Here is a 14211-nt window from a genome sequence, read left to right on the forward strand (position 1 = left end):
GACACAGGGGAAGGAGAAGAAGCCATGAGTTCCGCGGCACCGCGGCTCGGCGTGCTCGCCTCGCGAGTCCGCTTCGAGGAGAAATGCATCCTGGCAGCCCTGGAGAGGCGTGGCGTCGCGTGCCTGCAGATCGACCCCCGCGCGCTGTCGGTCCGGGCGGGCTCGCCCTGGAACGGCCCGCGCACGGTCCTCAACCGGGAGGTCGGCCACTACCGGGCGCTGTACGCAGCGAGCGCCCTGGAGTCGACGGGCACGAAGGTGCTCAACACCGCCGCCGCGACGGCGGTGTGCGGTGACAAGTGGCAGACGTCGGCGGCGCTGGTCGCCCGCGGTCTGCCGACTCCCGAGACCACCCTCGCGCTGACCCCGGAGGCGGCACTCGAAGCCCTGGAGCAGCTCGGCTACCCGGCCGTGATCAAACCCCTGGTCGGCTCCTGGGGGCGCCTGGTGACCCGGGTGACCGACCCCGCGATGGCCGCGGCCGTCCTGGAGCACCTGGCGGCGCTGCCCTCCCCGCAGTCGCACATCGTCTACGTGCAGCGCGAGGTCGCCAAGGCCGACCGGGACATCCGGGTCCTCGTGGTCGGCGGACGGGCGGTCGGGGCGACGTACCGGCGCAGCGATCAGTGGCGTACGAACGTCGCCCGCGGAGCGGTCAGCGAGCGCTGTCCGCTCGACCCGGACCTCACCGCACTCGCGGTGGCCGCCGCGGACACCGTCGGCGCGCACATCGCCGGCGTGGACCTGCTCCAGGACCCCGACGGTCGGCTCACCGTGCTCGAGGTCAACGACCGGGTGGAGTTCCGGGGCCTGCAACAGAGCCATGGGACGGACATCGACGCAGCGGACGCCATCGCCGCCCTGCTGATCAAGGAGGCACAGGCATGATCCGGGCAGCCGTCGTGGGCGCGGCCGGCTACATCGGCGGGGAACTGCTCCGCCTGCTGGTCAACCACCCCCAGGTGGAGGTCGTCGGCGCCGTCTCGCGCACCCTGCGCGGGCGGCCGGTCGACAGCGTCCACCCCAACCTGCGCGGCCGCACCCGGCTGACGTTCTCGTCGTACGACCAACTCGGCCACCCCGACGTGCTGTTCCTGGCCACCCCGCACCGGGAGACCATGCAGCGGATGCCCGAGTACCTCGACTCGGCGCGGGTCGTCATCGATCTGTCCGGGGACTTCCGGCTGCGCGACACCGATGTCTACGAGGACTACTACGGCACCCCACACGAGGCGCCCGCTCTGATCGACACGTTCACCCCGGGCATCCCCGAGTTCCACCGCGAGCGGCTGCGCAGCGCCGACCGGATCTCCGTGCCCGGCTGCATGGCCACCGCCGGACTGCTCTCCCTGGTCCCGCTGGCCCGCGCCGGGCTGGTGCGGGGCGACATCACGGTGGACGCCCGTACCGGGTCCAGCGGCTCCGGCGCCAAGGCCGGCTCGGAGAACCTGCACGCCGAACGCAGCGGCGCACTGCGGGTGTTCGCGCCCACCCGGCACCGGCACGAGGCCGAGATCGCGCAGGCGACCGGGCACACCATCCATATGACGGCCACCGGCGTCGAGGCGGTGCGGGGGGTGCAGCTGCTGTGCCGGGCGGCGCTTGCCGACGGGGTCGACGAGCGCGCCATCCGCGCCACCTACCGCTCCTGGTACGGCGACGAGCCGTTCGTGCGGATCGTCGCCGCCCGGCGCGGCATGCACCGCTTCCCCGACGCCAAGATCCTGTCCGGCTCCAACTACTGCGACGTCGGCTTCGCGCTGGACCGCGGGGCCTCCACCGTCACCGTGATCGCGGCCCTGGACAACCTCGTCAAGGGCGGCGCGGGCAACGCCGTGCAGTGCATGAACGTGCGCTTCGGCGAACCGGAGGACCGCGGCCTGGAGTTCACCGGGCTGCATCCGAACTGACCGCGACCGCACCGTCGTACGCCCGCCTGCGCCGCCGTACGCCCGCACCCCGTACGCCTCCGGCGTCCACTCGCCACCGCACCCGCCGAAAGGACCAGGCATGAGCAGCCCGCCCCTGCTGCGCGGCACCCCGCCGCCGGCCGCACCGACCGCCGACCGCCCCGTCGGCCCGTCCCGGGCCGAGGCACCCCGCGGCGGAGCCGAACTGCCCGAGGTCATCACCCGGATCAGGGAGCACATCGTGACGATGTGCGCGTCCGCCGAGGGCGGTCACCTGGGCGGTTCGATGTCCCTGGTGGAGATCCTGGCCGTGCTCTACTTCCGGGTGCTGCGCCACGACCCCCGCTTCCCGGGGCAGCCCGACCGGGACATCCTGCTGCTCAGCAAGGGGCACGGGGGCATCGGCCTGTTCGCGACGCTGTGCGAGGCCGGCTACTTCCCGGCCGAGGAGCTGCAGGCCTACGCCAGGCCGGGCAGCCACTTCACGGCTCACCCGCACCCCGGGATCCCCGGTGTGGAGATGCCCTCCGGCTCCCTCGGCCACGGACTGGCCGTCGGCGTCGGGCACGCGCTGGGGCACAGGCTGGAGGGCTCCGAGCGGCGCTGTTTCGTCGTCATGGGCGACGGGGAGCTGCAGGAGGGCTCGGTGTGGGAGGCCGCCTCGGTCGCCTCCGCGCAGCGGCTCGGCCATCTCACCGCGATCGTGGACCGCAACGGCCTGCAGATCAGCGGCCCCACCGAGTCCGTCGGCGCGCTCGAACCGCTGTCCGACCGCTGGCGCGCCTTCGGCTGGCGGGTGCTGGAGGCCGACGGCCATGACACCGAGGCGCTGACCGACGCACTGTCCTTGCCGCCGGACCCGGAGCGCCCCACCGTCCTGATCGCGCGCACCGTCAAGGGCAAGGGCGTCCCCCAGATCGAGGGTCAGGCCCGCAGCCACTATGCCCGCCTCGGCCGCCGCCAGCAGCTCCAGCTCCTGAAGGCCCTGCGCGCGGACGCGGAGGTCCGCCGATGACCACCGCCACGGCTCCCACCGAGCGCCGAGCCGCCCCCGCCGAGCGTTCCGCTCGTGAGGTCTACCGCGACACCGTCGCCGAACTCCTCCCCCGCGAGGAGCGGTTGGTGGTCCTGGACAGTGACACCGGGCTGTTCGGCGGGGTCGACTTCGGGGACGGCGCGGACCGGTATCTGAATCTCGGGATCGCCGAGCACACCCTGATGGGTGCCGCGGCCGGGCTCGCCCGTGAGGGGCGGATCGCGATCGTCAACACGATGGCCGCGTTCGCCGCGTCCCGGGCCCTGGAGGCGGTGAAGCTCGACATCGCGCTGGGCGAGCTGCCGGTGGTGATCGCGGCCACCCACTCCGGGGTGTCGGCCGGTCACCTCGGCCCCACGCACCACGCCCTGGAGGACCTGGCGTCGATGCGGGTGCTGCCCCACATGACCGTGGTGGTGCCCGGCGACCCCGCCCAGACCGCCGAACTTCTCCGTCAGGCCCTGGCGTGGGGCGGCCCGGTCTACCTCCGCCTCGGCCGGGGCGCCACCCCCGCCCTCCCGGCCGACGCCGAGCCGCCGCGCCTCGGCAAGGCCCAGATCCTGCGCCGAGGCGGCGACATCACGCTCGCCGCCTGCGGCCCCTACCCGGTCCTGGCGGCCCTGGAGGCGGCCGAACTCCTCGCCGCGGACGACATCTCGGCGAACGTCCTGCACCTGCACACCGTCAAGCCGCTCGACGCCCCGGCGCTGCTCGACGCGCTGGGCGACCAGCGGCATCTGATCACGGTGGAGGAGCACTGGGCGGCCGGCGGGTTCGGCTCCGCGGTCGCCGAGGAACTGGGCGCGCTGCCGGTCCGGGTCCACCGGGTCGCGATGCCGGACGCCTTCGTGCCGGTCGCCGGCAGCCAGCGCCAGCTACTCGAACAGGGCGGTGTCAGCGCCCAGTCCATCGCCGCCCGCGCCCGCCGGGCGCTCGGCAACTCCGGGGGAGGCACCCGATGACCACGACAGCACAGCGACCGTCGAAGTCCCCGGCAGAACTCGGCGACGAGTGGCGCGCGGCCGGCTTCTGGCGCGACGAGACGATCCTGCACGACCTGCGCCGCTGGGCCGCCGAGCGCCCCGACAAGCCCGCCCTGGTCTGCTACTCCGGCACCGACGCGCAGACCGTGACGTACGCCGAACTCGCCCGCCGGGTCGACCGGCTCGCGGTCGGGCTGCTCCGGCTCGGCGTGCGGCGCGGCGACGTGGTGACGCTGCAACTGCCCAACTCCTGGGAACTGGTGGCGCTGTGCCTGGCCGCCGCACGGGTCGGCGCGGTCGCCGGTCCCGTCGTACCGACGATGCGCCGCCGCGAGGTGGAGTTCATGACCCGGCTCACCGCCAGCCCGGTCTACATCGCCGCCGCCGAGTTCCGGGGCTTCTCCTACGCCGAGATGAGCGCCGAGGTCGCGCAGGCCGTGCCCACCCTGCGCCACCGGGTGCTGCTCGGCGGCGACGGCCGGGAGGGCGGCCACCTCGCCGACGGCGCACTGGACTTCACCCGCGACCTGTACGCCCCCACGCCCGACCCGGACCTGCTCGCGTCCCTCGACTGCCTGGAGGCAGGGCCGGACGACGCCGGGCAGATCATGTTCACCTCCGGCACGACCGGGGAGCCCAAGGGCGTCGTGCACAGCCACAACACCTTGTACGCGATGAACAAGGCGCAGGCCGACGTCCTCGGCCTCGCCGGCGACGAGATCACCGCGATGGGCTCGCCGACCACCCATCAGGCCGGTTTCACCTGGAACTTCGTGATGCCGATGCTGCTCGGCGCGACCGCGGTGCAGGTGGACCGGTGGGACGCGGACCGGATGCTGCGCATCCTCCAGGAGCAGCGGGTGACGTTCTTCATGGGGGCGCCCACCTTCCTGTCCGACCTGATCGACGCCCAGCGCCGCACCCCCCACGACCTGTCCGCGCTGCGCAGCTTCGCCACCGGCAGCGCGCCGATCGCGCCGCTGCTGGTGGAGGACGCCGACGCGCTGCTCGGCTGCCGGGTGTACGCGCTGTGGGGCATGACGGAGAACGGCTGCGTGACCGTCACCCGGCCCGAACAGCCGCCGCTGCGGGCCGCCGAGAGCGACGGCACCGCGGTCCCCGGCATGGAGGTCCGCGTCACCGCCAAGGACGGCACCCCCGTACGCCCCGGGGAGAACGGCCGTCTCCAGGTGCGCGGCGCCGCCCAGTGCCTGGGCTACTTCCGGCGGCAGGAGGTCTACGACGCCTCGGTGACCTCCGACGGCTGGTTCGACACCGGCGACCTGGCCCGGGACGACGGCCACGGTGGCATCCGCATCGTGGGCCGGGTCAAGGACATGATCATGCGCGGCGCCGAGAACATCCCGGTCGTCGAGGTCGAGGGCGCGCTGCTGCGGCACCCCGCGATCAAGGACGTCGCGGTGGTCGGCTACCCGGACGAGCGGCTCGGGGAGCGCGCGTGCGCCTTCCTGGTCACCAGCGGCCCGGTCCTCGGCCTGCCCGACCTCCAGGAGCACCTGGCCGGGCTGGGCATGGCCAAGACGTACTGGCCGGAGCGGGTGGAACTGCTGCCGGAGCTGCCTCGCACCCCCTCCGGAAAGATCCAGAAATTCGCCTTGCGTGACCTGTTGCGTACGCCGGGCCACTCCGTACCTTCCGGCCCCGCCGCCTGACGCCCGCCGAGAGAAGGAAGCACCCTCGATGGACTTCACGTTCACCCCAGCGCAGAACGAACTGGCCAAGCGGGTCGCCGGGTTCGCCGCCGAGAAGATCGCCCCGCACCGCCAGGAGCAGGACCGCGCCGGCACCTACCGCCCGGACCTGATCGCGGACATGGCCGCCGCGGACCTGTTCGCCCTGCGCATCCCGGAACAGTACGGCGGCCTCGGCCTCGACGCGGTCAGCGCGGGCATCGCACTGGAGCAGCTGGCAGCGGCCGATCTCGCGGTCTGCTTCCCGGTGCTCAACGCCGCGCTCATCGGCGGTGTCCTCGCCGACAACGGCAACCCGGAGCAGCGGGCGGCCTGGCTGCCGCCGATCGCCCGCGGGGAGGCCGTGGTCGCCCTCGCGCTGACCGAGCCCGACCACGGCACGGACGCGGCGGGCATCCGGATGAGCGCCGAGCCGGACGGTGACGGCTGGGTGCTGACCGGCGAGAAGACCTCGATCATGATCGCCGCGCACGCCACCCACGCGCTGGTCTTCGCCCGCACCGGCGGGAACGGCCCGCGCGGCATCAGCGCCTTCTACATCCCACTGGACGACGCGCGGATACACCGGGAGCGGCTGACCGATCTGGGCTGCAGGGCCGGCGGCAGGGGCCGTATCGTCCTCGACAGGGTGCGCGTCGGCCGCGGTGACCTGGTCGGCGAAGCGGGCGGCGGCTTCGCGGCCGTGATGCGCGGCTTCGGGGTCTCGCGGGCGTACATCGCGCTGATGGCGATCGCGGTGGGCAACGCCGCCCTGGACGAGGCGTACGCCCACGCCACCCGGCGGACCGCCTTCGGACAGCCCCTCGGCCGGTTCCAGTCGGTGGCGTTCCCGCTCGTGGAGCACACCACCCTGCTGCACGCGGCGCGCCTGGTCGGCTACGAGGCGCTGTGCACGGCGGACCGGGGCGGGGATCCCCGCATCCCGTCGAACATGGCCAAGTGGTGGGCGCCCAAGGCCGCCGTGGAGGCCACCCACCAGGCGCTGCTGACCATGGGGCACCTGGGCTGGAGCGAGGACGGGCCGGTTGCCCAGCGGCTGCGGGACGTCATCGGCCTCCAGCTCGCCGACGGCACGGCGGCGGCGACCAAGCTGACGGTGGCGCGCCTGGTCCTGGGCAGGGAGTACGCGCCGTGACGGCCGTCCTGCCGCGCTCAGCGGTTCGCCGCGTCGGCCTTCAGGCCCTGCCGGTAGACCTGCATCTTGGAACGGGTGCCGCACACCGCCATGGAGCACCAGCGGCCGGAGCGGTTGCGGGCACGGTCGTAGAAGGCCCACTCGCAGCGGTGGTCATGGCAGGACTTCAGCCGCTGCCAGGTGCCCTCCTTGGCCGCCTCGACGACGATCCCGAGGATCTGCCCGAACAGGCCCTGGACGCCCGCGCGGGCGGGCCGCAGGCCGGGCAGGCCCACGTCGTCGAAGCCGAGGACCAGCGGGGAGTGCGCAGCGACGCGCTCGACGACGGCGCGAGCCGCCGGGTCGGGGGCACCGCCGTTGTTCTCCCGCAGCAACGCCCGCAGGGCCTCGCGGAGTTCGACCGCCCGCCTGCGGTCCGCCTCGGTGACACCGTCGGCGGCGCCGGGGGGGCCGTACTCCTCAAGCCAGCGCGTGATCCCCCCGACGGTGGCGAACTCGTCCGGTCCGAACTCCACGTTGAGGCTGTTGACGAAGGACTGCACCAGGGCGAGCCGACCGGGCGCGACCTCGCGGTTCCCCGGTTGCCGCACCCTCGGTCGTCCTGTCGGCGCACTCGGCGCCGTGGCCTGCGCCGGCATTCCACTCATGCCGCAGACCTTACCGGTCACTCGTGTTGACCGGTATCCATCTCCACCGCTCCATGTCCACCGCTCCATCTCCACCTCCGTATCTCCACCTCCGTATCTCCCCCCCACGAAAGGAATCCCATGGCCGGGAACACCGGCGGGCGACCGCCGCTCCTTCTGCTGTGCACCGCACAGTTCATGCTCGCCCTCGACTTCGCCATCGTGAACGTCGCCCTCGGCGGCATGCAGCGCGACCTCGGCTTCACCGACAGCGGACTGCAGTGGGTCGTGGGCGCCTACGCGCTCTTCTACGGCGGGTTCCTGCTGCTCGGCGGCCGGGCCGGGGACGTCATCGGCCGCAAGCGGCTGTTCGTCACCGGGCTCACCGTCTTCACCCTCGCCTCGCTCGTCGGCGGCCTCGCCACCGCCCCGTTCGTCCTGGTCGCCGCCCGCGCGCTGCAGGGTCTGGCGGCAGCGGCGGTCTCCCCTGCCGTCCTCGCGCTGATCGCCGCCGGGTTCCCGGAGGGCAAGGAGCGTGTGAAGGCGATGGGTGTCTTCGGCGCGGTCTCCTCCGCCGGCTTCTCCGTCGGTGTCGCGGCCGGCGGTCTGCTCACCGAGTACATCAGCTGGCGTGCGGTGATGCTGGTCAACCTGCCGGTCGGCATCGTCCTGGTCGCGCTCGCCGCGCGAAAGCTCGTCGCCGACCACAACCAGACCCGGTCCACGCGTCTCGACGTGCCCGGCGCGGTCCTCGTCACCTCCGCGATGTGCGCGTTCAGCTACGGCCTGACCGTCGCCTCGGACAAGGGCTGGGGCACGACACCGGTCATCGTCTCCCTGACGGCCGGCGGCGTGCTGCTGATCGCCTTCCTGGTGGTGCAGACCCGGGTCTCCGCTCCGCTCGTGCCGCTGTCGATCTTCCGCAACCGCAGCCTGTCCTCCGGCAACGTGATCGCGTTCCTGTCGGGCGGTGTGATGTCGGTGTCCACCTTCTTCATCACCCTGTACCTGCAGCAGGTGCTCCACTACTCCTCCGTCAAGACCGGACTCGCCTTCTTCCCGCAGGCGTTCGTCGTGTTCCTCGCCAGCGTCCCGGTGATCCGCCTGACCGAGAAGCTGGGCGCGCGCAACACGCTGACCCTCGGCGGTGTGCTCCTCGCCGCGGGCGGGGCGCTGCTCGCGCAGGTCACGGCGGACAGCTCGTACCTGCTGGTGGTGCTGCCCGGCGGTGTCCTGCTCGGCCTGGGTGTGACGGTCATGATGATCACCACGGCCGTCGCCGCGACCAGCGGGGTCAGCGGGCCGCAGATGGGTCTCGCCTCCGGTCTGTACAACTCCGGCCGCCAGCTGGGCGTGGGCCTGTGCCTCGCCCTGGGCGTGGCGCTCGCCGGCATCGCGCACGGCGCGGTCCGGGCCATCCCGATCGACGGCTTCCGCGCGGCGTTCTGGTTCACCGCCGCGCTCTCCGTCGGCATCGTCGCGGTCTCGGCCCTCGGCCTGCGCGGCACGGCGGTCGCCACGGCAGCCCGCCCGCAGACCGACGCGGCCCCGGGCAAGGAGGCCCTGGGCACCCCGGCCGAGGCGCCGGTGGCGGCCCAGTAGTCCACCGGCGGTTCGCCGCCGTCCCCCGCGCGCGGCCGGCCCTCGCTCCCCCGGAGGGCCGGCCGCCGCGCCCATCCGGTACACGCATGCGGAGAGGATCAGGAACGAGCCATGACTCACATACTCGTCGCGGGCGGCGGCATCGGCGGACTGGCGGTCGCGCTGGGCCAGGCCCGCAGCGGACATCGGGTGACGGTCCTGGAGAGCCGCCCCGAGTTCAGCGAGATCGGCGCCGGAATCCAGCTGGCACCCAACGCCTTCCACGCTCTGGACGCCCTCGGTGTCCGCGACGCCGTGGCCGACCGCGCCGACTTCATCGACGAACTCCGCTTCATGGACGGTACGACCGGACACCGGGTCGCCGCGATGCCGCTGACCGGCAGCTACCGCACCCGCTTCGGCAACCCCTACGCCGTCGTACACCGCGCCGACCTGCACCGTGCCCTGTTCGACGGCTGCCGGGAGTCGGGTGTGGAGCTCATCGCCGGTCAGCGCGTGACCCGCTACGAGCACTCCGGCGGCCACGTGGCCGCGACGACCGCCACCGGCGACCGCTTCCGCGGCCAGGCGCTCATAGGCGCCGACGGCCTGCGCTCCGCCGTCCGCGAGCAGCTCGTCGGCGACGGCGCGCCGCGCGTCTGCGGCCACACCATCTACCGCTCCGTCATCCCGATGTCCGAGGTTCCCGAGCGGCTGCGGACCCGGGCCGTGACCCTGTGGGCGGGCCCGAAGTGGCACTTCGTGCACTATCCCATCGGCGCCGGCGCCTACCTCAACCTCGCCGCCACCCGCGACGACGGCGCCGTCCACGAGATCACCGGAACCCCCGCCCCCGGCGAGCGGGTCCTCGCCGAGTTCGACGAACTGTCCGACGCCGCACGCCAGGTGCTTCAGCTCGGCCGGGACTGGCGGACCTGGGTGCTGTGCGACCGCGACCCGGTCGAGACCTGGGTGGACGGCCGGGTGGCACTGGCCGGCGACGCCGCCCACCCGATGCTCCAGTACGCCGCCCAGGGTGCCTGCATGGCCCTGGAGGACGCGGTGGTGCTCGCCGCACTGCTGCGCTGCGACCCGGCCGACGTCTCCCAGCGCCTGGAGAAGTACAACGGCGTACGGCGCGAGCGCACCGCCCGCACCACGCTCACCGCCCGCTGGATGGGCAGCGAGCTGTACCACGCGGCCGGTGTCCGCGCCGCCGAGCGCGACGCGCTGCTCGCCTCGCACTCCACCGAGGACCTGTACGACGTGGTGTCCTGGCTGCACGGCGCCACCGACTTCACCACCGTTTGACGCGCACGGAAGGCAGATGCCCGTATGGCCGCCCAGCACGACGACGCCGAAATGCTGCACTTTCCCGCCGAGGAGGACCTGGAGAACTGGCTCGAACAACATCACGCGCGGTCGAGCGGGGTGTGGCTGAAAATCGCGAAGAAGGGCTCCGGAATCCCCTCGGTCAATTCCACCCAGGCCCTCGACGTGGCCCTGTGCTACGGCTGGATCCCGGGCCAGCGCAAATCGCTGGACGAGCGTTTCTTCCTGCAGAAGGTCACCCCGCGCCGGCCGCGCAGCGTGTGGTCGATGGTCAACATCCGCAAGGTAGAGGCGCTGATCGAAGCCGGGCGGATGCGCGAGCCGGGCCTGGCGGAGATCCGGGCCGCGCAGGCCGACGGCCGCTGGGCCGCCGCCTACGAATCACAGGCCCTCGCCGAGGTGCCGGAGGATCTGGCGGCGGTGCTGAGCGAACGGCCGGGCGCCGCCGAGCGGTTCGAACGGCTCGACCGCACCACGCGTTACGGCCTGATGCTGCCGCTCCTCAAGGCGGTCGGCGAGCAGAACCGGGCCGCCCAGCTGAAGAAGATCATGCAGAAGCTGGAGTCGGCCGAGAGCTGACGCCCCCAAAAGCGGTCACCCAAACAGCCGTCGCCCGGCTCCACACAGCGGGCGGCGGCTTTTCGCTTCCATAAAGGATCCGTCACCGCACACCCCCGGCTTCCGGTGTTCCGGACCCTATTCTTCCCGGCATGACTCTTCACGTACGCCATTGGGGCACGGGCGACCAGGTCGCCGTACTCGTCCACGGAATGCTGAGCAACGGGGAATGCTGGTGGGAAATCGGCCCGGCGCTGGCCGAGCGCGGCTATCGGGTGGTGGCCGTGGATCTCCCGGGCCACGGCCTCTCCCCCGCCGACCCCGACGCCGACCTGGACAGTTTCGTCACCGCTCTCCTGAAGTCCGTGCCGGCCGCTCCGGCGCTCGCCGTCGGCCACTCGATGGGGGCCTTCGTGCTCGCCTCCGCCCTGGACCGGCTGGCCCCCGAGCGGGTGGTGTACGTCGACACGCCCTTCGGACCCAGCCGGGCCGACTTCGACTCCCCGACGCTCACCGCGGCGTACACCAAGGCGAAGGAGCGCCGTACGCTCGACGCCCTCGACCGGCAGGAGCCCGGCTGGCAGCAGCGGGATCGGGTCGTCGAGGCGCGGGCGGCCGAGCAGTTCGACGTGGCCACCTCGGTGAGCCTGTTCGCCTCGGTGGCCGGGATGGACTTCGCCCCGCCGGAGCACGTCCCCTCGCTGATGATCCACCCCGAGCCCAGCCGCTTCGTCCCGCCGGCCGCGGTCGAGCGGCTCACGGCCTGGGGCGTACAGGTGCGCTCGATCGAGGGGGCCGGGCACATCACCTGGTACGGCCACCACGACGAGTTCATGGCGGCGCTCGACGGCTGGCTTGCGCAGCCGCTGCCGAAGGCCGCCTGAAGCGCCCCCGTACGCCCGCCTCTGTACGCCCAGAGCCCCACCGGTTCAACCGGCGGGGCTCTCTGACGTCCTGTCCGGTCAGGCGGCGGCTGCCGGGACCCGGTCCGCGACCAGGGCCGCCATCCTCGCCACGGTCGGCTCGTCGAAGAGGTCGACGATCTCGATGTCCACCACGAACCGCTTGCGCACCAGCTCGGTCAGCCGGGCGGCGCGCAGCGAATCCCCGCCCAGTTCGAAGAAGTTGTCCTGCACGCCCACGCCGTCGAGTTCCAGCACCTCGGTACACAGCCCGAGCAGCGCCTCCTCCAGCTCCCCCGCGGGGGCCTGGTACGGGGTGTCGAGCTCGGGGCGCGAGCGCGGCGGCTCGGGCAGGGCGGTACGGTCGATCTTGCCGTTGACGCTGAGGGGCAGCCCGCCGATGACGTACACGGCCGGGACCATGAACGACGGCAGCCGCTGGGACAGCCCGCGACGGATGTCGCGCACCGACGGCACGGTCCCCTGGCTGGGCTCGACGTATGCGGTCAGCTGGACGTCGCCCTGCCCGTCCTGACGGGCGAGTACGGCGGCCTGGTCGACCCCCGGCAGGGTGGTGAGGACGACCTCGATCTCGCCGAGGTGAACCCGGTTGCCGCGCACCTTGACCTGGTTGTCGGTGCGGCCGACGATCTCGATACTGCCGTCCGGCCAGTACCGGGCCAGGTCTCCGGTGCGGTACATCACGGGGTGGCGGGCGGGGTCGATCGGGTTGCGGATCCACTTCTCGGCGGTGGCCTCCGGGCGGCCCAGGTAGCCGGCCGAGAGGCTGACGCCGGCGATGCACAGCTCGCCGACGAGGCCCGGCGGCAGCGGGCGCAGCTCCTCGTCGAGGACGTACGTGGTGACGTTGGTGGTGGGGCGGCCGATCGGCGGCAGCCGGCGGGCCCGGCCCTCGGCACCCAGCTGCTCGCCGAGTTCGGTGATGTCGCAGCTGGCGACGACGGTGGCCTCCGCCGAGCCGTAGAGGTTGATCAGCCGGAACGGCAGGCCGGCCGGGGGCCAGGACTGGATGCGCTCACCGCACACGCGGATGTTCTCGAGCGGGGTGTCCTCGGGCCACTCCAGGCGCCACAGCCGCTCGGCCATCGGCTTCATCAGCAGGGTGGTGGTGATGCCCTCGCGCAGGAACCACTCCTGGAGGCGGTGCTCGGAGGAGACCACCGACACGTCGGGAATGTGCACGGTCCCGCCGCGGGCGAGGACGGGGAAGCACTCGACCTCGATCATCCCGTAGCCGGGGGCGGCGAGCCAGGTGCCCTGGGAGGCGGCGGTCATGCCGCACAGTTCGGCCATGCTGTGGATCAGGTTGCGGGCGGCGCCGAAGCGGACCATGACGGCCTTGGGGGCGCCGGTGGAGCCGGAGGTGTAGCAGATGTGGATCAGGTCGTCCGCGTCGACCGGCTCGCTCACCTCGGTGTCCGGCTCGGTGCGCCAGTCGTCGGTGTCCAGGGCGATCACCGGGGCGAGGCCGCTGACCTTGTCCGCGTGGGCGGCGAGGGTCAGTACGACGGCGGCGGAGGCGTCCTTGATCATGTAGCGGACGCGGTCGGCGGGGAAGTCGCTGTCGAGCAGGATCGCCGCGCAGGCCAGCTTGAAGCAGGCCAGCTGCGCGATCAGGCTCTCCGCGCTGCGCGGGAAGCAGACGCCGACCCGGTCGCCGGAACGCACGCCGCGGGCAGCGAGCCGATGGGCCAACTGGTTGGCCCGGCCGTCGAGTTCGCGGTACGTCAGCCGAGTGCCGGGAAGGATCACCGCGAGCGCGTCGGGGGAGCGGCGCGCGTGCTCGGCGACCAGCTCGTGGAAGTACTCCGGGCCCACCGGCCCCTCGGTGTCGTTCCACTCCACCAGGGTGCGATGCAGCTCCTCGTCGGTCAGCAGGGCGATGTCCCGGACCGTGCCGTCCGCGTCGGCCGCCAGGGCGGCGAGGATCCGCTCCAGGTGGCGGGCGTACTGGTCGGCGGCCTCGGCGTCGAACTCGTCGCCGTCCAGGGCGAGTTCCAGGCCCTCGCCGGTCATGGAGACGGTCAGCGCGGCGAGCGCCGCCGACGCGGGCCCGGCGGTGTCGACGGCGGCGTGCGCCGGCCGTCCGGTGCCGCCCTCTTCGGCGACGGGGGCCTCCGGTACGGCGCGCAGGAGATCCCCGGCAGTGGTCGGTCCGTCGACGCGGAGCGCGACCGTCTCGGTGACGCCCGGCTGCCGGCGGCGGCCTATCAGCAGATCGGTCTCTCCCGTGTACTTGTGCACGAGCGCCGCCAGGGCGGCCGTCGCGTACACCTCGGACCGCTCGGCGACGACCGCGGGGGCGTCGATGGCACGCCGGTGCAGCGCACCGCTCCGCGCGCCGTCCAGGACGCGCGCCAGGGGCAGGGACGAACTCGTGGTGACAGCCACGGCATTGGTTCCTCTCGGGTGCTG

General features: G+C 72.9%; 12 protein-coding genes. 10 read left to right on the forward strand and 2 right to left on the reverse strand.

Going from position 1 to position 14211, the window contains the following annotated elements; all coding sequences use genetic code 11:
- The first annotated feature begins 24 nt into the window (after window positions 1-24).
- The 6 genes from ACZ418_RS34565 (at window position 25) to ACZ418_RS34590 (ending at window position 6776) form a co-directional block, all read left to right on the forward strand.
- A complete protein-coding gene (locus tag ACZ418_RS34565) occupies window positions 25-888 on the forward strand; it encodes a RimK family alpha-L-glutamate ligase (RefSeq protein ID WP_468371015.1) in 864 nt (287 codons plus the stop codon).
- Window positions 885-1910, forward strand: a complete 1026-nt coding sequence (gene argC / locus ACZ418_RS34570) for an N-acetyl-gamma-glutamyl-phosphate reductase (RefSeq protein ID WP_468371016.1) — start codon at window positions 885-887, stop codon at window positions 1908-1910. The genes ACZ418_RS34565 and argC overlap by 4 nt, the downstream gene beginning before the upstream one ends.
- Window positions 1911-2010: 100 nt before the next feature.
- Window positions 2011-2925 (forward strand): transketolase, encoded by a 915-nt coding sequence (locus ACZ418_RS34575; protein WP_468371018.1) that lies wholly within the window; start codon window positions 2011-2013, stop codon window positions 2923-2925.
- The gene (locus ACZ418_RS34580) at window positions 2922-3908 is read left to right on the forward strand and encodes a transketolase family protein (RefSeq protein ID WP_468371020.1); all 987 of its coding nucleotides are present in this window, start codon (window positions 2922-2924) and stop codon (window positions 3906-3908) included. Before ACZ418_RS34575 ends, ACZ418_RS34580 begins: the two co-directional genes overlap by 4 nt.
- The gene (locus ACZ418_RS34585; protein ID WP_468371021.1) at window positions 3905-5602 is read left to right on the forward strand and encodes an AMP-binding protein; all 1698 of its coding nucleotides are present in this window, start codon (window positions 3905-3907) and stop codon (window positions 5600-5602) included. Before ACZ418_RS34580 ends, ACZ418_RS34585 begins: the two co-directional genes overlap by 4 nt.
- 28 nt (window positions 5603-5630) lie before the next feature.
- Window positions 5631-6776, forward strand: a complete 1146-nt coding sequence (locus tag ACZ418_RS34590) for an acyl-CoA dehydrogenase family protein (protein ID WP_468371023.1) — start codon at window positions 5631-5633, stop codon at window positions 6774-6776.
- 17 nt (window positions 6777-6793) lie between these two features.
- Here ACZ418_RS34590 and ACZ418_RS34595 read toward each other — a convergent pair whose 3' ends face one another.
- Window positions 6794-7366, reverse strand: coding sequence for a CGNR zinc finger domain-containing protein (locus ACZ418_RS34595; RefSeq protein ID WP_468371024.1), 573 nt, complete (start codon window positions 7364-7366; stop codon window positions 6794-6796).
- A 177-nt stretch (window positions 7367-7543) separates the two neighbouring features.
- Here ACZ418_RS34595 and ACZ418_RS34600 point away from each other — a divergent pair, with 177 nt between their 5' ends.
- From ACZ418_RS34600 to ACZ418_RS34615, 4 genes are all read left to right on the forward strand, one after another.
- The gene (locus ACZ418_RS34600; RefSeq protein WP_468371026.1) at window positions 7544-9004 is read left to right on the forward strand and encodes an MFS transporter; all 1461 of its coding nucleotides are present in this window, start codon (window positions 7544-7546) and stop codon (window positions 9002-9004) included.
- A gap of 111 nt (window positions 9005-9115) precedes the next feature.
- Window positions 9116-10294: a 3-hydroxybenzoate 6-monooxygenase gene (locus ACZ418_RS34605; protein ID WP_468371028.1), complete on the forward strand. Its 1179-nt coding sequence runs from the start codon at window positions 9116-9118 to the stop codon at window positions 10292-10294.
- Window positions 10295-10318: 24 nt separating this feature from the next.
- Window positions 10319-10894, forward strand: coding sequence for a YdeI/OmpD-associated family protein (locus tag ACZ418_RS34610; protein WP_468371030.1), 576 nt, complete (start codon window positions 10319-10321; stop codon window positions 10892-10894).
- A gap of 131 nt (window positions 10895-11025) precedes the next feature.
- Window positions 11026-11757, forward strand: a complete 732-nt coding sequence (locus ACZ418_RS34615) for an alpha/beta fold hydrolase (protein WP_468371031.1) — start codon at window positions 11026-11028, stop codon at window positions 11755-11757.
- A gap of 78 nt (window positions 11758-11835) precedes the next feature.
- Here the strand turns inward: ACZ418_RS34615 and ACZ418_RS34620 are convergent, their stop codons facing one another.
- On the reverse strand, window positions 11836-14187 hold the full coding sequence (locus ACZ418_RS34620) for a non-ribosomal peptide synthetase (protein WP_468371032.1): 2352 nt from the start codon (window positions 14185-14187) through the stop codon (window positions 11836-11838).
- Between the last annotated feature and the right edge of the window lie 24 nt (window positions 14188-14211).

The organism is Streptomyces sp. NPDC030820, from assembly GCF_055572075.1.

What these genes read in the sequence shown, in the direction of transcription:
- ACZ418_RS34585 (WP_468371021.1), top strand. Translation starts at nt 3,905, where the DNA reads ATGACCACGACAGCACAGCGACCGTCGAAGTCCCCGGCAGAACTCGGC.
- ACZ418_RS34590 (WP_468371023.1), top strand. Translation starts at nt 5,631, where the DNA reads ATGGACTTCACGTTCACCCCAGCGCAGAACGAACTGGCCAAGCGGGTC.
- ACZ418_RS34615 (WP_468371031.1), top strand. Translation starts at nt 11,026, where the DNA reads ATGACTCTTCACGTACGCCATTGGGGCACGGGCGACCAGGTCGCCGTA.
- ACZ418_RS34610 (WP_468371030.1), top strand. Translation starts at nt 10,319, where the DNA reads ATGGCCGCCCAGCACGACGACGCCGAAATGCTGCACTTTCCCGCCGAG.
- ACZ418_RS34600 (WP_468371026.1), top strand. Translation starts at nt 7,544, where the DNA reads ATGGCCGGGAACACCGGCGGGCGACCGCCGCTCCTTCTGCTGTGCACC.
- argC (WP_468371016.1), top strand. Translation starts at nt 885, where the DNA reads ATGATCCGGGCAGCCGTCGTGGGCGCGGCCGGCTACATCGGCGGGGAA.
- ACZ418_RS34580 (WP_468371020.1), top strand. Translation starts at nt 2,922, where the DNA reads ATGACCACCGCCACGGCTCCCACCGAGCGCCGAGCCGCCCCCGCCGAG.
- ACZ418_RS34565 (WP_468371015.1), top strand. Translation starts at nt 25, where the DNA reads ATGAGTTCCGCGGCACCGCGGCTCGGCGTGCTCGCCTCGCGAGTCCGC.
- ACZ418_RS34605 (WP_468371028.1), top strand. Translation starts at nt 9,116, where the DNA reads ATGACTCACATACTCGTCGCGGGCGGCGGCATCGGCGGACTGGCGGTC.
- ACZ418_RS34575 (WP_468371018.1), top strand. Translation starts at nt 2,011, where the DNA reads ATGAGCAGCCCGCCCCTGCTGCGCGGCACCCCGCCGCCGGCCGCACCG.